The sequence below is a fragment of the Acinetobacter yuyunsongii genome (assembly GCF_041021915.1).
In the GTDB taxonomy this organism is placed as follows: Bacteria; Pseudomonadota; Gammaproteobacteria; order Pseudomonadales; family Moraxellaceae; genus Acinetobacter.
Genome location: NZ_CP157435.1, coordinates 748,263 through 770,533 on the forward strand (window position 1 = coordinate 748,263; position 22,271 = coordinate 770,533).

22 protein-coding genes are annotated in these 22,271 nt (G+C 37.8%); 13 read left to right on the forward strand and 9 right to left on the reverse strand.

Going from position 1 to position 22,271, the window contains the following annotated elements:
* Positions 1 to 53 precede the first annotated feature (53 nt).
* Positions 54 to 1,004, reverse strand: a complete 951-nt coding sequence (gene trxB / locus ABLB98_RS03620; protein ID WP_348883155.1) for a thioredoxin-disulfide reductase — start codon at positions 1,002 to 1,004, stop codon at positions 54 to 56.
* Between the two features lie 281 nt (positions 1,005 to 1,285).
* Between trxB and ABLB98_RS03625 the strand changes: the two genes are divergently transcribed.
* Both ABLB98_RS03625 and rhtC read left to right on the forward strand, forming a co-directional pair.
* Positions 1,286 to 4,369 carry a DNA translocase FtsK 4TM domain-containing protein gene (locus ABLB98_RS03625; protein WP_348883156.1) on the forward strand — a complete coding sequence of 1,028 codons (3,084 nt, stop codon included), beginning with the start codon at positions 1,286 to 1,288 and terminating at the stop codon, positions 4,367 to 4,369.
* Positions 4,370 to 4,511: 142 nt separating this feature from the next.
* Positions 4,512 to 5,105, forward strand: a complete 594-nt coding sequence (rhtC, locus tag ABLB98_RS03630; RefSeq protein WP_348883157.1) for a threonine export protein RhtC — start codon at positions 4,512 to 4,514, stop codon at positions 5,103 to 5,105.
* Positions 5,106 to 5,148: 43 nt separating this feature from the next.
* Here the strand turns inward: rhtC and ABLB98_RS03635 are convergent, their stop codons facing one another.
* From ABLB98_RS03635 to ABLB98_RS03660, 6 genes are all read right to left on the reverse strand, one after another.
* Complete coding sequence (locus ABLB98_RS03635) at positions 5,149 to 5,436, reverse strand: PA4642 family protein (RefSeq protein WP_005158274.1); 288 nt, start codon at positions 5,434 to 5,436, stop codon at positions 5,149 to 5,151.
* A 125-nt stretch (positions 5,437 to 5,561) separates the two neighbouring features.
* Positions 5,562 to 5,834, reverse strand: a complete 273-nt coding sequence (minE, locus tag ABLB98_RS03640) for a cell division topological specificity factor MinE (RefSeq protein ID WP_004663449.1) — start codon at positions 5,832 to 5,834, stop codon at positions 5,562 to 5,564.
* A 2-nt stretch (positions 5,835 to 5,836) separates the two neighbouring features.
* Complete coding sequence (gene minD / locus ABLB98_RS03645) at positions 5,837 to 6,649, reverse strand: septum site-determining protein MinD (RefSeq protein WP_005158270.1); 813 nt, start codon at positions 6,647 to 6,649, stop codon at positions 5,837 to 5,839.
* Positions 6,650 to 6,714: 65 nt separating this feature from the next.
* Complete coding sequence (gene minC, locus ABLB98_RS03650; RefSeq protein WP_348883158.1) at positions 6,715 to 7,434, reverse strand: septum site-determining protein MinC; 720 nt, start codon at positions 7,432 to 7,434, stop codon at positions 6,715 to 6,717.
* A 118-nt stretch (positions 7,435 to 7,552) separates the two neighbouring features.
* Entirely contained in the window at positions 7,553 to 8,611 is a 1,059-nt protein-coding gene (locus tag ABLB98_RS03655) for a preprotein translocase subunit SecA (protein ID WP_348883159.1), read from the reverse strand.
* 24 nt (positions 8,612 to 8,635) lie between these two features.
* Positions 8,636 to 9,553, reverse strand: coding sequence for an acyltransferase (locus ABLB98_RS03660; protein WP_087544917.1), 918 nt, complete (start codon positions 9,551 to 9,553; stop codon positions 8,636 to 8,638).
* A gap of 389 nt (positions 9,554 to 9,942) precedes the next feature.
* Between ABLB98_RS03660 and ABLB98_RS03665 the strand changes: the two genes are divergently transcribed.
* The 10 genes from ABLB98_RS03665 (at position 9,943) to ABLB98_RS03710 (ending at position 20,056) form a co-directional block, all read left to right on the forward strand.
* Positions 9,943 to 10,608 carry an OmpA family protein gene (locus tag ABLB98_RS03665; protein WP_042891288.1) on the forward strand — a complete coding sequence of 222 codons (666 nt, stop codon included), beginning with the start codon at positions 9,943 to 9,945 and terminating at the stop codon, positions 10,606 to 10,608.
* Between the two features lie 181 nt (positions 10,609 to 10,789).
* The gene (gene rep / locus ABLB98_RS03670) at positions 10,790 to 12,829 is read left to right on the forward strand and encodes a DNA helicase Rep (protein WP_087544919.1); all 2,040 of its coding nucleotides are present in this window, start codon (positions 10,790 to 10,792) and stop codon (positions 12,827 to 12,829) included.
* 23 nt (positions 12,830 to 12,852) lie between these two features.
* The gene (gene dut / locus ABLB98_RS03675; RefSeq protein WP_087537162.1) at positions 12,853 to 13,305 is read left to right on the forward strand and encodes a dUTP diphosphatase; all 453 of its coding nucleotides are present in this window, start codon (positions 12,853 to 12,855) and stop codon (positions 13,303 to 13,305) included.
* A 193-nt stretch (positions 13,306 to 13,498) separates the two neighbouring features.
* A complete protein-coding gene (locus ABLB98_RS03680) occupies positions 13,499 to 14,920 on the forward strand; it encodes a phosphomannomutase/phosphoglucomutase (RefSeq protein ID WP_249571269.1) in 1,422 nt (473 codons plus the stop codon).
* A gap of 13 nt (positions 14,921 to 14,933) precedes the next feature.
* A complete protein-coding gene (gene argB, locus ABLB98_RS03685) occupies positions 14,934 to 15,833 on the forward strand; it encodes an acetylglutamate kinase (protein ID WP_004663435.1) in 900 nt (299 codons plus the stop codon).
* Between the two features lie 115 nt (positions 15,834 to 15,948).
* Entirely contained in the window at positions 15,949 to 16,725 is a 777-nt protein-coding gene (locus ABLB98_RS03690) for a GNAT family N-acetyltransferase (RefSeq protein ID WP_005158241.1), read from the forward strand.
* A gap of 97 nt (positions 16,726 to 16,822) precedes the next feature.
* Positions 16,823 to 17,671 carry a class II glutamine amidotransferase gene (locus ABLB98_RS03695; RefSeq protein WP_046739533.1) on the forward strand — a complete coding sequence of 283 codons (849 nt, stop codon included), beginning with the start codon at positions 16,823 to 16,825 and terminating at the stop codon, positions 17,669 to 17,671.
* A 278-nt stretch (positions 17,672 to 17,949) separates the two neighbouring features.
* Positions 17,950 to 18,405, forward strand: a complete 456-nt coding sequence (locus tag ABLB98_RS03700) for a bacteriohemerythrin (protein ID WP_004663432.1) — start codon at positions 17,950 to 17,952, stop codon at positions 18,403 to 18,405.
* Positions 18,406 to 18,653: 248 nt separating this feature from the next.
* Positions 18,654 to 19,736 (forward strand): hypothetical protein, encoded by a 1,083-nt coding sequence (locus ABLB98_RS03705; RefSeq protein ID WP_348883160.1) that lies wholly within the window; start codon positions 18,654 to 18,656, stop codon positions 19,734 to 19,736.
* Complete coding sequence (locus tag ABLB98_RS03710) at positions 19,736 to 20,056, forward strand: RnfH family protein (RefSeq protein WP_087548040.1); 321 nt, start codon at positions 19,736 to 19,738, stop codon at positions 20,054 to 20,056. The genes ABLB98_RS03705 and ABLB98_RS03710 overlap by 1 nt, the downstream gene beginning before the upstream one ends.
* Positions 20,057 to 20,109: 53 nt before the next feature.
* Here the strand turns inward: ABLB98_RS03710 and ABLB98_RS03715 are convergent, their stop codons facing one another.
* Positions 20,110 to 20,508 (reverse strand): outer membrane protein assembly factor BamE, encoded by a 399-nt coding sequence (locus tag ABLB98_RS03715; protein WP_004663429.1) that lies wholly within the window; start codon positions 20,506 to 20,508, stop codon positions 20,110 to 20,112.
* A 111-nt stretch (positions 20,509 to 20,619) separates the two neighbouring features.
* Between ABLB98_RS03715 and fur the strand changes: the two genes are divergently transcribed.
* Positions 20,620 to 21,057 carry a ferric iron uptake transcriptional regulator gene (gene fur / locus ABLB98_RS03720; protein ID WP_004663428.1) on the forward strand — a complete coding sequence of 146 codons (438 nt, stop codon included), beginning with the start codon at positions 20,620 to 20,622 and terminating at the stop codon, positions 21,055 to 21,057.
* A 95-nt stretch (positions 21,058 to 21,152) separates the two neighbouring features.
* On the opposite strand, the gene ABLB98_RS03725 is transcribed toward fur, so the two are convergent.
* Entirely contained in the window at positions 21,153 to 22,271 is a 1,119-nt protein-coding gene (locus ABLB98_RS03725) for a PilT/PilU family type 4a pilus ATPase (RefSeq protein ID WP_005158228.1), read from the reverse strand.

The window sequence follows — 22,271 nt, forward strand, 5'->3', positions numbered from 1 at the left end:
CTAGAGCGCGTTGACAATCTATTCTAAATTGTCAACGCAAGGGAATATAGAGATTACTTCAAATTGTCGAGATATTTTTCAGCATCCAAAGCAGCCATACAGCCTGATCCTGCTGAAGTGATCGCTTGACGATAGATACTATCTGCTACATCACCTGCGGCAAATACGCCTTCAATAGAAGCGGCTGTTGCATTGCCTGAAGTACCACTTTGAACTTGAATATAACCTTCACGTAGGTTTAATTGACCATCAAACATTCCTGTATTCGGTTTATGTCCAATTGCAACAAAGAGACCTTGTACTTGAATATCTTGTGTTGTTTCATCTTGTGTAGACTGAATGCGAACAGAGGTTACACCTGTTTTATCACCTAGAACTTCATTTACTTGATGATTCCAAATAATACTGATCTTACCTTCTTTCTCTTTTGCAAAGAGATGATCTTGTAAGATCTTTTCAGAACGCAAGCTATCGCGGCGATGAACCAAAGTAACGTGAGCAGCGATATTCGATAAATAAAGCGCTTCCTCAACAGCCGTATTACCACCGCCTACAACCATCACATTTTGGTTTTTATAGAAGAAACCATCACAAGTCGCACAAGCACTTACACCTTGACCCATAAATGCAGCTTCAGATTCAAGACCTAAATATTGTGCTGTTGCGCCTGTAGCAATAATAAGAGCATCGCAAGTGTACTCTTCCATATCACCTTTTAACACAAATGGACGCGTTTTAAGGTCTACTTCGTTGATGTGATCATAGACAATTTCTGTACCGAAACGTTCTGCATGAGCTTGCATACGCTCCATTAACACAGGACCAGTTAATCCTTCAGGGTCACCAGGCCAGTTATCAACTTCAGTGGTCGTTGTTAATTGACCACCTAATTGTAAGCCTGCAATCAGTGTCGGTTTAAGGTTGGCACGCGCTGCATAAACTGCCGCGCTATAACCTGCAGGACCAGAACCCAAAATAATTAACCGTGAGTGACGAGCGCTCATTAAAGAACATCCTTTTTATATTGAAACTTTTAAAATTATACGTGAATCCACAGGGGAGTGGGTTGGATAATATTGATATACTTAATCGAATTGAGCTATATCATGGAGAGCATTTACTGATATTTCATCAATGTTTGCAACAACAATGGATGTTAACAACAACAGTAAACAATCGTGCATCTTTTTTGTAAGAACGAGTGCATAATATAAAACTTATTGATCAAGGTCAGTTAGACCTTAATCGATACCTACAAATAACAAATTGGGTTACAGGACTGTATATGGCTGCGGTGTCAAGTGTTTATGCACAACGCTTTTTAATGACATTATTTTTGATTTCTTTTGGCATTTATCTATTTCTTGCCACAGTAACCTACACACCTTTTGATCCAGGTTGGATGCATATTTCCAGTGATACGCAACAGGTCTCAAATGCAAGTGGTGTTGCAGGTGCTTGGATTGCAGACTTGTTATTCGGTTTTTTAGGGTGGGCAAGTTTGTTCATTCCTTTATTTCTATTTATCGAAGCAATTCAAGTATGGTGGCCTAGAAGTTTTTTAAATCGCCCATTCCGTTATGCAGCACAGTTCTTCTTGATTCTGTCCATTTCTAGTTTGTTGTATCTACATTGGAATGTTCCAGCAGATACTTTAGAAAATGCAGCAGGTGGTATTATTGGTTATGAGTTGGGTCAGAGCCTTTCTCAGCTTTTAACCATTTATGGTGCAACATTTTTTTTATTTGCTTTCAGTATTTTATTATTCACTTTAGCTTTTGGTATTCAATGGAATAAAACTTGGGCAACATTAAAAAATACGCCAGCATATTTACAAGATTTGTTCTATAAAAATATACCTCAACACGAATCTGCTTATGATTTGACTGAACAATTAGCCTCAACAGAAACACCAACTATAAAGCAAAAAGCTCCACTCCAAGCGGCGGATTCAAATATTGTAGAGGCGAATGATACAGCCCAAAGTACACAGCACAGCATTGCAGCTAAAACAGCATCGACAGACAATGCACATCATCAATTATTAGCCGAAAAACTATTTGCTGATGTTGTTGCCAAAGAGCAGCAAAGTGTTCAATCACAAGAAGTATTATCAACAGAAGATTTTGAGCAAACTTTAAAACAAGCACATCAACTTGCAGCCGATAGCCAGCGTTTAATTCAAACAGGTGAAGTATGGCGTGCATTACAACATGATGATGCGAGCCATAAACAAGAAATTGATGCACTTTTGCGAGCGGCAGATGATGCTATAAATCCTTCATCTCAATATGTACACGCAGCAACGGAAGTTTCTTCTGTAGAGCAACGTCCTCATCAGAGTCCAGTCGATTGGAATGATGACCAAATATTCGATGAATTATTGGCTGCTGTTCCTAATAGTAAAACGGCTACGGATGTACATAAGCCATTTATTCAAGAAATGCGATCAACGGCAAAAAATGAAAGTGATGAAATTGACTTTGATATTGAGTTAGATTCAATAGACGTTCAATCTGTACCGCAAGCAACGGTAGTTCAGTCGCATCATACGATCAAAAACATGATCGCTGACGATAAGCAAAGTATTTTGGATGAAGGCTTTGATGAATTTGAAGATTTGTTCATTGAAGACAAACAACAGCAATCTGTATTGCAAACTCCGAGCTATGCGCAGTCTTCGGCTTTTGTAAAAGCACCTATTGAGATTGAAACACCTAAAGAGAGTTTATCAAAAGAAGCATTTATTGAAGCATGGCAAGAAACTGCGGGTAAAGTTGAAGAAAATTTTGATATCGAAGATGATTTTGATTTAGACGCGCCGTTAACAGACTCATTTGGTCGTCCGATGTCTCGTGCGATGCAAGTGGCTCAAAAACGTCGTGATTTACCAACTTTGCCAGGTTTAGAATTATTGGACGAAGTAGATCCGAATAAAAAGGTGAACTTTACAGCTGAACAATTAGCTCGTTTGTCTGAACTGCTAGAAATTAAATTGCAAGAGTTTAACGTCAAAGCTCAAGTGGTGGAGGCTCAACCTGGGCCTGTCGTGACACGTTTTGAACTCGATCTTGCACCAGGTGTAAAAGCATCTAAAGTGACCAATATTTCGCGTGACTTAGCACGTTCAATGTCAATGGCATCTGTTCGTGTGGTTGAGGTGATTGCTGGAAAACCTTATATCGGCATTGAAGTCCCAAATAGCAGCCGCGAAATGGTTCGACTGATTGAGTTGTTAAAGACACCTGCATTTGAAGACCCAGCGGGTTTACTTTCGATGGCGATGGGTAAAGACATTTCAGGTAATCCTGTGATTACTGATTTGGGTAAAGCACCGCATATGTTAGTTGCGGGAACAACTGGTTCTGGTAAGTCAGTAGCTGTTAACTCAATGATTTTATCGATGTTGTTAAAATACACACCTGATCAATTGCGTTTAATTCTAATTGACCCAAAACAGCTTGAATTAGCTAACTACAATGATATTCCACATTTATTAACACCTGTTGTTACTGATATGAAAGATGCTGTAAGTGCATTGAATTGGTGTGTAAATGAAATGGAGCGTCGTTATAAGCTAATGTCTTTTCTAAAAATTCGTAAATTGGCTGACTATAACCGCAAAGTGGAAGAAGCGATTGCCAATGGTGAAGATTTGATTGATCCAACTTGGAAAGCTAGTGATTCAGTTGTAGGGGAGCGTGCACCGCGATTAGCTCCTTTACCATCGATTGTGATTGTTGCAGATGAATTCGCTGACATGATTATGCAGGTTGGTAAAAAAGCTGAGGAGATGATTACCCGTCTGGCACAGAAATCTCGTGCAGCAGGTATTCATTTACTACTTGCAACACAACGTCCCTCAGTTGACGTCATCACAGGTCTGATTAAAGCGAATATCCCAACACGTGTTGCATTACGTGTAAATAGTAAAATTGACTCTCGAACAATCCTTGATGCAGGTGGGGCAGAAGATCTATTAGGGCACGGTGACATGCTATTCTTAGGGCCAGGTAAAATCGAACCTGAGCGTGTGCATGGTGCGTTTATTAGTGATGATGAGGTGAACCGCATCTGTGACGCTTGGCGTGAACGTGGTGAGCCTGATTATGTTGATGAAATCTTAACCCCATTTGATGAAGAACCAACCTCACGTGGTTTTGAAGATGGTGATGGTGATCCTAATCGTGATGCACTTTATGATCAGTGTGTTTCTTTTGTACTTGAAACGCGCAAGGCTTCAACATCATCGTTACAACGTAAATTTAGTTTGGGGTATAACCGAGCTGCACGAATTATTGATCAAATGGAAGAGAACGGGATCGTAAGTTCAATGGGAGCTAACGGCAAACGTGATATTCTCGTTTAATAAGAATATTCCACTAATAAAGCCCCTCTTTAGGGGCTTTATTGTTATAGGTTTATCAATTTTATATAGTAATAATCACGTTTTTTATTTAAGCTTATTGTTTAAAAATACAAGCTAAAGGGTGAGCCATGTTTGTTGCATTATGTACACTCATTTTTGTGCGCTTATCACTCCAGGGCCTGATTTCTTCTTAGTCTCTCAAACTGCTGTCAGCCGTTCTCGTAAGGATGCAGTATTGGTTGCATTTGGTATTTGCTTGGGGGCAATGGTCTGGTCACTTTTAGCATTGATGGGACTGAATATTATTTTTGAAAAGATGGCTTGGCTAAAACAAGGCCTTTTAGTCGCTGGTGGTTTATATTTATGTTGGTTGGGATACCAAATGCTTCGTTCAGCTTTTTCAAAAGGTGAGCAAAGTATCAAACAGATAGTATTACCTCAGTCGCCTTATTTATTTTTTATGAAAGGTTTACTCACTAACTTATCGAATCCTAAAGCAGTGATTTATTTTGGCAGTGTATTCTCATTATTCTTAGCCAATCCTTTATTTGATCAGCATCACTCTTTGCTTTTTATTATTATTGCGATAGAGACTTTGCTGTGGTTCTTAGTGGTAGCGTTTGTATTCTCATTGCCTACATTCAGAACAGCATATCAAAATTTTGCAAAATGGATTGATGGTATTTCTGGTGGGATTTTTACCTTACTGGGCGTTTATTTGATTGGTAGTCGATAAAATAAAGAGATAAAAAAGCCTGCTTTAAGCAGGCTTTTTTATCTTAAGCAAATTTTGCTAATACTTCTAAGAAGCCGTCTTTTTGACGTGGAAATTGAGCGATCACGTCATGAATACGCTGTCCTTCAGGATTAGTCGCATTTAAATCACGACCATCAGCTAAAAATTTGGTGATCAAGCGCTCATAGTCGAAGGGACGCATATGTTTGAAAGCATGATAGAGCACATGGAAGTCAGCATTGACATCTGCTGGTGGAAGTTGGTTGAGGTAGGCAAAAACACGCTCATCTGACCATTCTTCATTGAAAGTTGCTGGCTGTGATAATGCCATGACAATCTCCTCAGTCTTAAAATAATAAAGGCAAAATACAGGACTGAATAATTAACAAAGCATGGCTTTGTTCAGTCGCAATGTATTTTGCCTTTATTTGTGAAAAATCGCTAATGAAAAAACTTCTATCGATCTTCAGGTAAATTGATATTCATTTCTAACATTTCGATATTTGCTTCTGAACGAACTTGCATTTGAATGTGCTGTTCATCTACACCACGAACGTAACGACTGACCACTTGCATGATTTCTTTTTTCATTTGGTCAATTTTGTCTTGGCTTAAGCGACGACCTAAACCTTGTTCAGATGCAACAATAACTTTTAAGCGATCTTTGGCAGTTTGTGCACTTGATGGTTTTTCATCACTGCTAAAAAGTTTACTCCAAAATCCTGCCATAATTACGCTCCAAATAGTCTAGCTAACCAACCTTTTGGCTGTACTGCAATGTGTCGATAAGGACGATCTTCGCCTAGGAAACGAGCGACTAAATCATCATAGGCTTGCCCAGCTTTAGTTCCATCATAAAGAATTACGGGCTTACCTTCGTTCGATGCTTGAAGTACGCTTGGACACTCAGGAATAACACCCAAAGTCGGAACACGTAAAATATCTTTTGAAATATCATCAATCGTTAACATTTCTTGTTTGTCAGCACGTTCAGGGTTGAAACGTGTGATACAGAGATGTTTACGGATACGGCCTTCGTTGTGTTCAACTTTTTTAGTTTTACTATCAAGCATACCAATAATACGATCAGAGTCACGTACTGATGAAATTTCTGGGTTTGTCACAATGATTGCTTCATCAGCATGATACATTGCCAGGATCGCGCCACGCTCAATACCCGCAGGTGAGTCACAGATGATGTAATCAAACTCTTGAGATAGTTCATCAATGACACGTGCAACACCTTCATCGCTCAAAGCGTCTTTATCACGTGTTTGAGATGCTGGAAGAATGTATAGGTTTTCGATTTCTTTATCACGAATCAGGGCTTGTTGTAAGCGAGCTTCATTATTGATGACATTGACAAAGTCATAAACGACACGGCGTTCACAGCCCATGATCAAATCGAGATTACGTAAACCTACATCGAAATCAATCACAACAGTTTTATGACCACGTAGGGCTAAACCTGTTGCAAAAGATGCGCTTGTTGTAGTTTTACCTACACCACCTTTGCCTGACGTTACGACAACAATTTTGGCCACCGAATCCACTCCTATTTATGGTCATACGGCCCTAAAAGGGCTTTTTGGGTGTTTAACAAGTTAAATTAAAACTGTAAGGCTTCAAATTCAAGCTCTTGCTTGTTATTTAAATAAATATGTACGGGTTTTTTGATCATATCTTTAGGAATATCATCTGCGACACAATATGTCCCTGCGATCGAGATTAACTCTGCTTCTAGTGAATGACAAAAAATTCGAGCTGAAGTGTGCCCACCTGCGCCTGCAATGACTCTACCACGAGCATTGCCATAAATGTGAATATTTCCAGACGCAATGACTTCAGAGCCACTATTCATACCCGCATTCAAGATAATATCACCTTGCTCCTGTACCAAACATTGTCCAGTACGCAAAATCTCATCATGATACGAGGTGATATGCGTAGTCTGTGTTTGTTTTTGTGGTGTTTGTATTTCCTGAGTTTCAGTATTTTTTTCAGGTGCTTGAACAACGACTTGCTCTTTTGATGCTTTGATACGCTGTAAAGGTTGATCAGCAGGCAATACAGGAAATTGAATCGCCCGAGCTTCATCACCTAAAATTCCATCAATTACCGCCATTGGCTGTAACCCAAGATCAATCAGCAATTGAATTAAGGCAATCAGTTCTTGTTCAACGGTACTGTCAATAATGACTAATGTTCCAAGATAAGAACCTTCATTGAGGGTGCTTGTAAGTTGCTGGCGGATCGCATTATGGTCATTTGTGTCGAATGTTAATCGACTAAAATTCACCATTCTGCCCGTAATCCGTATATCAGCCATAATTTATCCTTAAGGGCTTTTTTAAGCACTCTATTGTGTTAAAGCATGTTGTAAATAAAAGCAAATGCTAGAACAAATTACAGGAATTCTCTAGCTAGATTGGTAAATTTTCTTGTAATCATTCTGCTTTTTTATCCAATTGATCATATTCACGTAAAGTTTGCTGCCATTGTTTGACTTTGACTTGTTTTCGTATGGCTGCAAGACTTTCAAATACCACTGATTCGACCAATTCTTCTAAGTATTTATTATCAATATTCAATTCACTGACTTTTTCTGCAATAAATACATAATTCTCATTGGGTTGATTTACAGATCCGTTAGTAAACGGCTCAATTAAACCTGCACTGATATTTTCACCCAAACGTTGCCCTATACTTTGAATTTGCTGTTCAATTCGCCCACCTACGATTGGGATTAGACGTAATAATTGAGTTAGCTCAGGCGTATCTTCAATGGCTTGATTAACAATAATCCCTACTTTTTGCGTAATGATCGGTTGTTGTGCTTGTAACGTTTTTGCTAAAGATTCTTGCAATATAGAAGAAAGGGCAACGGTAAATAATTGACGATGATGATCCACTAACTCATGAATAATATCTTTATGACTTGAACTGGTTTCTAGCTCCTGTCGGACGCCATCTACAACTGTAATCACCACACGATCTGACAATTCTTCCATAACGACACTGTAATAAAAAAGTGCCTTAATTCGAATATTATCTGGAACGACTTTATAACCTAGTTCATGTAAACGATAGGCAATGATACCTGCGCGGAATAAACGTAGAAAACGTAAATGGGGAATAATCGCTAAGATTTCATACCAATGAATAAATGGAAAAAACCACCAACGAGCATGGTGTTTATTCACAATCGCAATTGCCCATCGCACGGCAAGTTCAGTGATTAAAAAAATAATAAACCATGCTTCGGTGATAATCACCCAAGGGTGCAGATAGCTACGATAGAATTCAAGTACACCAGCTAAATGGATCGTATTAAAAAACCATTCGCCAATATTACTCATTAAAAAAAAGTTCATGCCTAAGCAGAACAAATTAAAAACAATAATAAACACCATGAAAATGTCATAAACCAGAAACAGTTTAAAAAACTTAGTGTTTGGATTTACAAGGTTATATTTAGAGTTTTGTTTTGAGTCCTGCTGAGTCATGTGGTGAGTCAATTCCTAATCAGACTATTGATAATATTTAGATTTCATTTGTGAAATCAGTTGGTCTTTCTCTGTCCAAATTTGGTCGACCCATTGCTGGAAGCGTTCGCGGTAGATTGGATCATCTTCATAATTTCCACCCAGTACCCAATCTGGAATTTCTATTTTACGTAAATCCACAGCAATACGTGAAACATTGCCTAGCCAGAAATCACCATAATCTGGTGCACCATCAGGATAGACAATGGTCATATCAACCAAAGCATCAATCTTATCGCCTAAGATGTTTAAAGCCAATGCCAAGCCACCTGCTTTTGGCTTAAGTAAGTTTTGGTAGGGTGATTGCTGTTTTGCTTGTTTTTCTGCGGTAAAGCGAGTGCCTTCAAGATAATTGAGTAGTGTAAAAGGCTGACTTAATAATTGTTCACAGGCTTTACGTGCTTCTAACATATCGCGATGTTTCAGTTCTGGGTTTTTAGCCACTTGTTCCTTTGAATGACGTTTCATCATTGGGAAACCCAAAATCTTAAAGGCTTGCCCAACAAAAGGAATAAAGATGAGTTCCCACTTGGTAAAGAAGCGGGTGAGTGGCATACGTGTGAGACCAAAATATTGATTTACTGTGGTGTCAACCCAACTTTGATGATTACAAATCATCATATAACGACCTTGTAAATTCAGATCGAGCTTTTCATCAATACTAATTTCCCATTTAAGATTTGGTAAGACTTTTTCAATCAGTTGATTATTTACCCCAATCCAACTATTCGCCAACTGAATATTGGTTTCATCTACCTTTTTTGATTTTTTAAATAATTTTGTAAAACCAAGAGCAAGAACAGGAGGACCATGTAAAAAAGTACTTCCTGTGATTACAGAACCAACAGTAAGTCCTTTAGTTACCCTTTCTAATAACGATACTTTTTTATTTGTGGTAGACATAAATCAAACCTTGGGTGCTAATTTTCGATAAAACAATGCTTTTAACTATAAACAACAGATATTTAAATACAACTGTATATTTTTAAATATTCACAATTTTCATATATTCCAGTACTTATAGATACAAAATCTGGGAAATTAAAATTTTTACCATAGAAGACTTAGATGATTACTTAATTTTTAATAATGTGACTTATTTCTCATAAGTGTATTTTTATGCAAAATAATAAACAGTGGAGAGAATGTGAGTATAAGATCAAGAAAAGTGCATCAAAATATTACAAAAATATAAATAAACTGTTTGTTATTAACAAAATATCAATGGTCTGGCTTGATTTTCTCATTCATTATTTGTTCAGACAACAAAATACATAGACAGGAGCTACGCAATGCGTGCATTAGTAATTTCAACATTGGTAGGGGCTGGATTGGTACTTTCTGGTTGCCAAACAATGAGCGGACAAGGTAATGATATCGGCGGTGTTTCATACGACAAAGCTGCTTTAGGTACATTAATTGGTGCGGCGGCTGGTTACGGTGTTTCTAAAGGTATTAACAACGGTAGCAGCAGCCAAAACAACCGTGCAATTGCAATTGGTGCGATTCTTGGTGGTGCAAGTGGTTTATATCTCGATAATAAAGAGAAAAAATTACGTGAGCAAATGGCAGGTACAGGTGTTGATGTAAGTCGTAATCCAGATGGTTCTGTTCAATTGATCATGCCGGGTAGCATCACGTTTGATACCAATAAATCAAACATCAAACCAAACTTCTACGGTACTTTAAACAAAGTGGCGCAAACTTTAGCTGAAGATAACAAGAGCGCAATCTTAGTTACTGGCTACACAGACAATACTGGTAATGATTCAATCAATATCCCATTGTCTCAAGCACGTGCTCAATCAGTTAAAAACTATTTAGCAAGCCAAGGTGTTTCAAGCAGCCGTATTGATGCACAAGGTTTAGGTTCTTCTAATCCTATCGCTTCAAATGCAACTGCTGCTGGTAAAGAACAAAACCGCCGTGTAGAAATTAGCATTTATGCAAAACAGTAATTATTACTGATTTAAAAAACCACCTTCGGGTGGTTTTTTATTATGTCGAACAGCTGGCGACAAGCTATGGCGTGTTATTTGTATAAGGCATCATAATTTATACAGATCCCAAGATTTACTATTGGGATTCTAAAACAGAGATGTCTATAATCATGCTCGAAAACGTGAGAGGTATTACGAGATGTCATCTGCCAGTCAACTCAATGACAAGCAACTTGAAGCGATGAAATATGTTCAAGGGCCATTGTTGGTGCTCGCAGGTGCGGGTTCAGGTAAAACCTCAGTGATTACACGAAAAGTTGCTTTTTTGGTACAGCAATGTGGTATTCCAGCACATCGTATTACTGCCATGACCTTTACCAATAAAGCCGCACGTGAGATGAAGGAGCGTGTCGCTAAGTTATTGTCACGTGAAGAAGCAAAAGGACTCTCAGTTTCGACTTTCCATACTTTTGGCTTAAATTTATTGCGTTTAGAATTAAAAAACTTACCTCTTAAAGCCAATTTTTCGATTTTAGATGCAGACGACTGCAAACGAATTCTGATGGACTTAATGCAGCGCGATAATATGTCGGGCGCAGAAAGTAAAGAACTCATCGCCAAAGCAATGAAGAAAATTTCTGATTGGAAAAATGACTTAGTTTTACCAGAGCAAGCCCATTCAACGTGTGAAACAGTTGACGATGTACAGTTAGCACATTTATATCAACTCTATGAACGTAATCTGCGCGCTTATAATGCCGTTGATTTTGATGATTTGATTGTGATGCCAACACGTTTGCTACAAGAGAATGCTGAAGTCAGAGACAAATGGCAAAATCGTGTTCGCTATTTACTGGTAGATGAATATCAGGATACCAATACTGCACAATATACCCTTGTAAAACTTCTCGTTGGTGTGATGGGGCAATTCACCGCCGTAGGTGATGATGATCAATCTATTTATGCATGGCGTGGTGCAAAGCCGGAGAATATGGCTTTATTAAAAGAAGATTTCCATAATTTAAAAGTCATTAAACTTGAGCAAAATTACCGGTCAACCAGTCGTATTTTAAAAGCGGCTAATGCCGTAATTGAAAACAATCCACATATTTTTGATAAAAAATTGTGGAGTGATAAAGGACATGGTGAAAATATCCGTGTGATCACGTGTTTAAATGACGATGATGAAGCGGAACGTGTTGTTAAAGATCTCATCACGCATAAATTGATGAATGGTAAAAATTGGAAAGACTATGCGATTTTATATCGTGGTAATTTCCAAGCACGCGTATTAGAAACGCAGCTCCGTCAAATGCAAATCCCCTATAAATTATCAGGTGGGCAATCATTCTTTGCTCGTGCTGAGATTAAAGATGTGATGAGCTATTTACGTCTCATTATTAATCCTGAAGATGATAGTGCTTTCTTACGAATTATTAATACACCGAAGCGTGCAATTGGGCCTGTCACCTTAGAGAAACTGGGACTATTTGCACAAGAAAATACCTTATCGTTATTAACAGCTTCTTCAGATCAACGATTGTCGATGGTATTGCCTAAGAAAGCTGCGACTCAATTACATGAGTTTGCTGACTTTATCGCAACATTTACCCGTGAATTGTTAGACGATGATGAGCCTGTACCTAAAGTTCGTCAAATGATTAATGAGGCAGGCTACATCGATTACGTGCGTGAGCAAGCAGCAACACCTGCTCAAGAAAAAACCAAAATCGATAATATTGAGAGCCTCTATACCAGTATCCAAAATCTGATTAATCGTACTGATGATGTCGATGAAAAGAATATTGAAAGTGTGATTCGTAAACTGGTATTGCTCGATATGTTAGAGCAGCAGCAAGAAGAAGAGGACACGGATAAAGTGAACTTATTGACGCTACATGCTGCAAAAGGATTGGAATTTCCTTATGTGTATATGATTGGCTTGGAAGAAGAGCTATTACCACATAAAAACTCGATTGCTTCAGAAACCATCGAAGAAGAACGCCGTTTAATGTATGTGGGCATTACCCGTGCTCGACAAGGGCTTACCTTGACACTTGCTGAGCAGCGTAAAAACGGTGGTCAAATGCGTCAAATGACCCCAAGCCGTTTCTTAGACGAATTACCACAAGATGATCTAGAGTGGCATGGTCGTAAAAAGAAACTCGCACCGAATGTTGATCCGAAAGAGCAAGCTCAGCAATATCTCGCAAATTTAAAAGCATTATTGAAACGTTAAGAAATAGTAAGTAGGAAGTTGTAATGAAAGTTCAAGTTAAAGTATTAGATGCTCGTTTAGGTCAAGAATGGGCGTTGCCTTCTTATGCCACAACGGGTTCAGCAGGTTTAGATTTACGTGCCTGTTTAGATACTGCAATTGATATTGCGGCTGGTGAAACGGTCTTAGTCAAAACAGGTTTAGCAATCTATATCGAAGATCCAAACTTTGCAGGTTTAATTTTACCGCGTTCAGGTCTTGGTCATAAACATGGTATTGTATTGGGAAACTTGGTCGGTTTGATTGATTCCGATTATCAAGGTGAATTGATGATTTCTGTTTGGAATCGTGGGCAAAGTACATTCCGATTAGAACCAGGTGAACGTTTGGCTCAATACGTTTTAGTTCCTGTAGTACAAGCTGAATTTGAACAAGTGCAAGAATTTGTTGCGACTGAACGTGGTACAGGTGGTTTTGGACATACAGGTCAACACTAATACTGCTTTCATTATCAATTTAAATGCAATGCTTTGCTTAAAAGCATTGCATTTCTGATATTGATTGTTCTTTGGATTTGTATTAAAAAGCAGCTGACAAATTATTTTAATTTTTTTAAACAAGGGTTAACTAATTTCTTAATTGTTCTGTTTTTTTTGAATCAGCTAATGATTATAAAAATAGGGGTTCACTGTGAATACAAAATATACATTTCCTCTGAGTATTTTTCGTGCTTATGATATTCGCGGAAAATTAAATCATTTAACACCTCATGTAATTCATTCAATTGGCTATGCTTTAGCACAACAATATAAAAATGCAGGACAATATCAAGTCGTTATTGGGTATGACGCACGTCTAACGAGTCCGACTTATGCCAATATTATTCAAAAGATTTTTCAAACACAGGGTTTAACAGTCACCAACATTGGATGTTGCTCATCGCCCATGATGTACTATATCGCGCGTGATTTTGGTGGGAACGGAATTATGGTAACTGCAAGCCATAATCCTAAATCTGATAATGGAATTAAATGGATTTTACAAGGAGAACCACCTAGCCCTGAGATTATTCAACAGGTCGGTTTAGCAGCTCAATTTGCGTTAGAAACAATTGAAAAGAATAGTGATCTACAAGAATTATCGCATCATATTATTCCTGAATTTTGTTTAAAATATCAACAATCATTATTAAGTGATATTCAGCTAAAACGCCCTTTAAAAGTTGCATTAGATGGTTTACATGGTGCAGCAGGTCGTTGTGCAAAGTTGGTTTTAGAAAAGTTAGGTTGTCAGGTTATCGCTTTACGTTGTGAAGCCAATGGGAATTTTCCTGATCATGCACCTGATCCCTCACATGCAAAACATTTAAAACAGTTGCAAGCGGCTATTCTTTCGGAAAAAGCAGATATTGGTATTGCCTTGGATGGTGATGGTGATCGAGTCGTTATTGTGGATGAGCTTGCCCATATTATTAGTCCAGACCGCTTATTGTCTTTATTCGCACAAATTTGTTTAAAACAGCATCCTCAAAAAGAAATCGTATTTGATGTGAAATGTTCACAAATGGTGGCTGAGACGGTACAAAAACTTCATGGCCAAGCCAAAATGATTCGTACAGGAAGTAGTTTCTTGCGCGCATATTTATCTCAATCAAAAGGCAATGCCGTATTTGGGGGAGAGTATGCGGGTCATTATGTATTTAATGATGGCCGTGGTTTTGGTTATGACGATGGTCTATATGCGGCGTTAAGAGTCATGGAATACCTGACTCAATCAGACGAAGCAAACCTTTCTGCATTATTAGCAATTTACCCTGAACGTTATTGTATTGAAGATACCTATATCAGTACCCATGATATAAACCCTAAACAAGTTTTAAATGATATTGAAATTCAAAGTCATCGTTTAGGCGCTCGTTTAAGTAAAATAGATGGTGTAAGACTTGATTTTGATGATGGTTTTGGCATTATTCGAGCATCTAATACGGGTGAGTATTTCACAGTTCGTTTTGATGCAGATAATCCAAGCCGATTAAGTGAAATCCGCCAAGAATTTGTTTCTATGATGCAAGAGCAATATCCGCAAATTGCACAAGAACTCGCACAAGCTTAATAAGGAGACACGCATGCCACATGAGCATATCGGCATTGATAAAGCAAAAATTTTGATTGAAGCTTTGCCGTATATTCAACGTTTTGCAGGTAAAACGTTGGTTGTAAAATATGGTGGCAATGCAATGACTGATCCAGAGCTTGAAAGCTCATTTGCACGTGACATTGTGCTATTAAAAACAGTGGGCTTAAATCCAATTGTTGTACATGGTGGTGGTCCGCAAGTTGACTCTTTATTAAAACGTTTAGGACAAGAGTCTGATCGTATTGATGGGATGCGTGTCACTGACCAAGCCACGATGGAAGTGGTAGAAATGGTGTTGGGTGGTAGTGTCAATAAATCGATTGTTAATCTGATTAACCAACATGGTGGTCGTGCAATTGGTTTAACAGGTAAAGATGGTAATTTACTTCGTGCCCGTAAATTGCTTATGGAAAAACAAGAAGCTGATGGCTCAATTTCTCAAATTGATTTGGGTATGGTCGGTGAAGTGACAGGCGTTAAAACCGATGTGTTGGAAATGTTTACCCAAGGTGATTTTATTCCTGTGATCGCACCATTAGGTGTGGATGAAGAAGGGAATACTTATAATATCAATGCTGATCTTGTCGCTGGAAAAGTTGCAGAAGCATTGGGTGCTGAAAAACTGATTCTATTGACCAATATCACAGGCGTATTAGATGAAAATAAAAACTTATTAACTGGATTAAGTACGCAAGAAGTAGATCGTTTAATTGAAACAGGCGTTATCTACGGTGGCATGATTCCTAAAGTCGGTTGTGCATTAGACGCGGTCAAAGGTGGGGTCGTGAGTGCACATATTGTAGATGGTCGAGTACCCCATGCAACATTATTAGAGATTTTTACTGACCACGGGGTTGGAACGCTGATTACCAATCGTGCGAAGCACTAAAGATTAAAAAAGACCTCATGAAGGTCTTTTTTTTCGTCATGATCTGTTCATGTTATAGTCATTTCAATGTCATTTAATCAATTTAAGGTAACTCTAGACATAAGGAGCTTTCATTATGCTAGAAAAATTAAATCATTATCGTCAGACATTAACTTCACCTTTACGCCAAAAACCATCACAAAATCAATTTCGGTTTGGGTGGGTGGACAATCTAAAAGAATTACAAGAAGTACAACGTTTTAGAGCAAATCAATTCTCTCATCAATTTGGTATCTCTTTTGAAGATGGTCTCGATCAAGATCTCTATGACTTTGGTTGTGAGCATGCTGTATTACGTGAGAAATGGACTGGTGAAATTGTTGCCTATACACGCCTTAAATTATTTCAGGGGCATGAGATTGGGCAAAGCTATAGCGCTAAAGAGTTTGATGTTGTTCCTAACCTTTCGCATTTGCCAAGTATTCTAGAAATAGGTCGTACCTGCGTACATCCACAATTCCGTTCTGGAAAAGCCTTATCAATGCTCTGGTTAAATTTGGTGCCAAAGGTGTTGTGGTCAATGCGTGCTAAGTACCTTATGGGATGTGTCAGTATTCATCTTGAAGATAATTTAGCGCGTGCCTATTACACTCATCGTCAGATTCAGCAATTGGGTGATCACCAAATTATTGATATTCGTTCAAAACGTGCATTCGAACCTGAGAGACCAGAATATAGCTTCCCACAAGATGAACGGATGCCAAAATTATTTGATACATATCTAGGTATGCAATCTAAGCTCTCTAAACAAGCATTTTATGATGAAGATTTCAAATGTTTAGATTATTTTGTTTTCTTAGAAATTAACAAAATTGCCACTTCTTTTGTCATGAATAAAATGGTGCAGCGATAGTTATATCATTGTTAGTCTAATACTGAGCACATATTGAGATTTACAAGATATCTAAACTTCATGCACAATAGGCTTAGATGTTAGATAGTTAGAAGATATGTGCCAGCTATTAGGAATGAATTGCGCTACACCAACAGATATTACTTTTTCCTTTCGTGGATTTTCTCAACGAGCTGGCGTTACGTCTGATCATTGTGATGGCTTTGGTATCGCATTTTTTGAAGACAAAGCATGTCGGTTATTTGTTGATAATCAATCTGCAGTTGAATCACCAATTGCAGATTTAGTTCGTAATTATCCTATTAAATCTCGTAATGTGATTGCACATATCCGAAAAGCAACACAAGGCAAAATTACGCTAGAAAATTCACATCCATTTTTACGTGAGTTATGGGGGCGGCATTGGATTTTTGCGCATAACGGTGATCTACACGATTTTAATCCTCAGCTTAGTGGTCGCTTTGAACCTGTCGGTAATACAGACAGCGAACGTGCTTTTTGTTATTTATTAGATCAAATGGTTGAAGCGTTTGGATATACAGAACCGTGTATAGAGAAAGTTTTTTCTCTGTTAGAACGGATTTCACCTGAAATTGCTGAACATGGCACGTTTAATTTTTGCCTATCCAATGGGCAAGCATTATTTAGTTATGCGACAACTAAACTGCATTGGTTAGTAAGAGAATATCCATTTCAACCTGCGCATTTAATTGATTTAGACGTCAAAGTAGATTTTAGCGAGGTAACGACACCTGAAGATCGTGTTGCTGTTATCACGACTGAACCGCTCACACATAATGAATCATGGACTGCATATCAGCCAGGCGAAATGATTTTATTTCAGCATGGGAAACCTATTAAATATGCACTCACACGTGTTGAACGTTTAATTCGAGAAGCAGACAATCCACTGTTAAAACGAATCACCAAAGCAGATCAATATTAATTAGGTATAATCAAAACTAATACATGATATATACCTTTTTTATAATATAAATTCCTTAACTTTTTATATTTAAATTCCATTTTGAGTTTGGTTTTAAAATTGGTTAAAAAATACTTGAGTGTTTTGATTGGGTAAAATATTTAAATAAATATAAAACAATAATTTAATTTATTTTATTGAAAATATTTAAAATCTGACAAAAATGCTGTGTTTTTATTTAATTACTTAGTCGATATTATGTCCTTATTCAATAAATCACATTGGTTTTAGGAATCGATATGGGCATGAAATGGTCTACCGAATATAATACAGGAATAGAAGTAATCGATGATCAGCATCGACGTATTCTGGATTATATTAATGAAATCGCTGATTTAAAATATTCCCATGATCGTGTAAAAATGAAAAGTGTATTAGATAATATTATTGACTATACACAATCACATTTTACCTTTGAAGAAAGTTTACAAGAAGAAGCAAACTATAAGTATCGTGTACCTCACAAGCGTGTGCATGACTTATTTATTAAAAAAATAGAGGCTTATCGTGAGCGCTTTGAACTGGGTCATGAAATTGATAAAGAATTGCATGAAGCTCTCTCTAAATGGTTAATTAATCATATTCGCCATGATGATGCAGATTATGTTGGTGCAGTAAGAGAAAATATGATTGGCATTATTAAAGAAAATGAAAAGAAAAAAGGCAAGAATTGGTTTTCACGGTTCTTTGCTTAACAATAAAATAATAACAATAAGACCTCTTATGGTAGAAAAATAATAAGGTGAAGATGAGTAAAAAATAAGAGGTCAACTTAATATAATAATAATTAGGCGCGGCAAGTCATCTTTATGGTGATTTGCCTTTTTCTTTGGGCATCTTTTGTTTTGATTTTCAGACGTGACAAAGGCAAAATAGATTGAATATTTCATTGTAAGCTCCATAAAGAAGCACAATGAGTTCTAAGCTTTTTAAGGAATGCAGTATGCAGGACACAACTCTGTCACGCTGGCTTACACCAGTGATGGCGTTTTGCTTATCTTTTGTCATGATTAGCACATTAGCACCAACAGTGGGTATTCAAATTGATCGTCAATTTGATTTTTGGTTATTGTGGCTAGGAACCATGCTTTTATTAGCACTACCGATTGGTTTTCTTGAAATTGCCTTAGCGAAACGTTCACAGATGACCGCGTTACAAGCACTTTCTACTTTAACGCGTGATGCTGATGCTTCCCCGAAATGGCGTTTAGTAGGTTGGTTCGCTGTTGTTTTTGTTCCTTTCTTTGCAGGCAGTATGATAAATACCTCTGCTCACATTGTGACTGAGCAGCTTGGATTAGATCTTCCTGTTCAAATCCTTTTCGCTGTTTTTGCCGTTATAGCGCTTGGTTTATCTTTTATACCGCGCCAATTTTTAATTGGACTTACAACAATTGGAGTCATTGCTGCTTTCATTGGTGCAAATGTGATGGGCACTCAGTTAACGACTTGGCACTGGACAGGTATTGAGTTTAAAGAGTGGGGCAATGTTACAGTGCTCGCTTTAGTCGCAAGTGGTCTAGGTCTAGGATTGTATTGGCAAAGTAGCTTAGCGACAGTGAAAAAACAACAAGCGGTCACAAGTTCAGTCTTTCCGATCTGGGTCGCGCAGCTTATTGCTGTCATTGCATTTGGTTTCTTCTCTACCCAAGCGCAACTTCCAGCATTAGCGTGGGTTTTTGCTGCGATAATGTCCGCTGCATTATTGATTCAATTTGCTAAAGAGCAGTTAGCACAACGCCAACTTGCAATCATTATTCAATGGGGCATTATTCTCGCGGCAATTGCAGTTTGGGCTGTGCCACAAGTTGACCAAATTTTTAATACTCTCTTGATGATTTGGGGACTGGTGATTTGTTTGATTTATGCAGTTTTTGCAGGCTGGGTTATGAAGATTAGCCATCTTCGTAAAGCTATGGGTTTTAGTAATGAATTATTTTATAACGTATGGCGTATTGCGGTACGTTTAGTTTTACCGCTTTCAATTTTGATTGCGATTGTCGCAGTTATTGGGCAAGTTTTATAATGGAACAGAAACAAGTTTGGGTTGCATTTGTGACACCTGAACAGCAATTTATGATTGCCGTTCCATTCAATGAAGGAATGACTGCACAACAAGCGATTGATGCAAGTGGTTTAGCAGAACAGGTAAAACTTCCAGAGCTTTTAAATCTTGGTGTATTTGGTAGCAAGATTGAGGTAGATACTGTTTTGCAAGTGGGTGATCGAGTAGAGATTTATCGTCCATTGACGATTAATCCTAAAGATATTCGACGCAAGCGTGCCGCAAAGAACCCCGTTGGACGTTTTATTAAGGGTAATCGTTTCAGACCATCAAGTTCATAAATAAAACCCCTCACGAATGATTCGGTGAGGGGTTTCTTTTTTTGGGAAACTATTTATAGTGGTGGCGCAGTCAGAATCGCTTCTTTTGATGCTGGTAATCCAGGTTGTGATTCGGGAATCGTATCTAAACCTTCTAGACGTTCCACATTGCCATTCGCATCGAAATAAACTTTTAAGTGTTGACCACGCACTGCTGGTATTTTTGCTTTTTTAGCATAAGTACCTGGAGTGTAGTTGTAGATATAGTCCCAACGTAATGGATTTAATGGATCTGTAACAGTTGGACTACCCAGTAAGAAACGGACTTGCTGAAAGCTCATGCCGACTTGTACTTGTGATGCTTGTGCTTTAGTTAATGGCGTTCCCTGTGGAATATCGACTTTATAAACACCAAAGACTGAACAACCGCTAAGTACTGAAGTGACGAATAACGCCAGCATGATTTTTTGCATTTTGCTACACTATCCTGATAAATGATGATGCATTTGGTTCAAGGATAGATCATACTGCATCTAAACTCTATTGCCTATTCCAACTTAAGATTTGTTGAGAGACCTTTTTAAATGCCTATTTCCAATCAAGACTTACGCAAAGCTGGACTTAAAGTCACCCTTCCTCGTATTAAGATTTTGGAATTGTTAGAAAATTCAAAACAACATCATTTAAGTGCTGAAGATATTTATAAAACTTTGCTTGAACAAGGTGAAGATGTTGGTTTAGCAACTGTTTACCGAGTGTTAACACAATTTGAAGCGGCTGGCATTATCCAACGTCATCATTTTGAAAATAATCATTCAGTTTTTGAAATCATGCAAGAAGATCATCATGATCACCTTGTTTGCTTAAATTGCAACAAAGTTGTTGAATTTACGAATGATATTATTGAGAAAGAGCAACATGCTGTTGCAGATCAGCATAATTTTGCCTTAACTGGTCATTCATTAAACTTATACGGTTATTGTAGTGATTCTGAATGCCAAGATGCTTATCGTAAAAAATGAGTTTGATTTAGTTAAATCTTAGTACTTTACTAAAATTAAACAAATAAAAAGGAAGGTTTTAAAAAACCTTCCTTTTTTTAATGTCTTAATTCGAATTATTGACCATCAAAGGTAATATTTCGGCTCGCACTCAATAACTGATCTGTACCTTCTTCTGAAAGTTTAATTGTGAGACGTAAGTCATTTGGCGAGTCAGCATGCTTCAGTGCATCTTTATAAGTAATTTCACCTGCTTTATATAAATCAAATAATGCTTGGTCAAAAGTCTGCATACCCAACTCACGAGAGCGCTTCATGAGATCTTTGATTTCATGTACTTCACCTTTGCGTATGTAATCTGCCAAAAGTGGTGTATTAATCAGAATTTCAATTGCTGCACGACGTGAATTACCATCTGGCGTTGGAATCAACTGTTGAGCAACCATCGCCTTGAGATTAAGTGATAAATCCATATGCAATTGAGGATGGCGATCTGCTTCAAAGAAGTGGACAATGCGATCTAGTGCTTGGTTCGCATTATTTGCGTGTAGTGTTGCGAGTACTAAGTGACCTGTTTCCGCAAAAGCAATTGCATAGTCCATGGTTTCTCGAGAACGAATCTCACCAATCAAGATCACATCAGGTGCTTGGCGAAGCGTATTTTTTAATGCGACTTCAAATGAATCTGTATCAATCCCGACTTCACGTTGAGTGACAATACAACCCGCATGTTGATGTACGAATTCAATTGGGTCTTCAATGGTAATAATATGACCCTTTGAATTTTGGTTACGGTAACCAATCATCGAAGCTAATGAGGTTGATTTACCTGTACCTGTTGCACCAACAAAGATAATGATACCGCGTTTGGTCATGGCGAGTTCTTTTAGCACACTAGGGAGCTTGAGTTCATCCATGGTTGGAATGACAGTTTCAATACGACGTAAAACCATTCCAGGCATATCACGTTGTTGAAAGGCACTTACACGGAAACGGGCTGTTTTCTCACGATTGACGATCGCAAAATTACACTCTCTTGTTTCAGCGAATTCTTTACGCTGCTTATCTGACATAATTGAATGAAGTAACTGACCAACGACTTCACCTGAGAGTTTAGACTTTGAAACAGGCACAATTTGACCGTTGATCTTCATTGAAGGTTCAACATCTGCAGTCACAAATAAATCAGATGCACTTTGTTGAATCATTAAATTGAGTAAATCATTAAAGTCCAT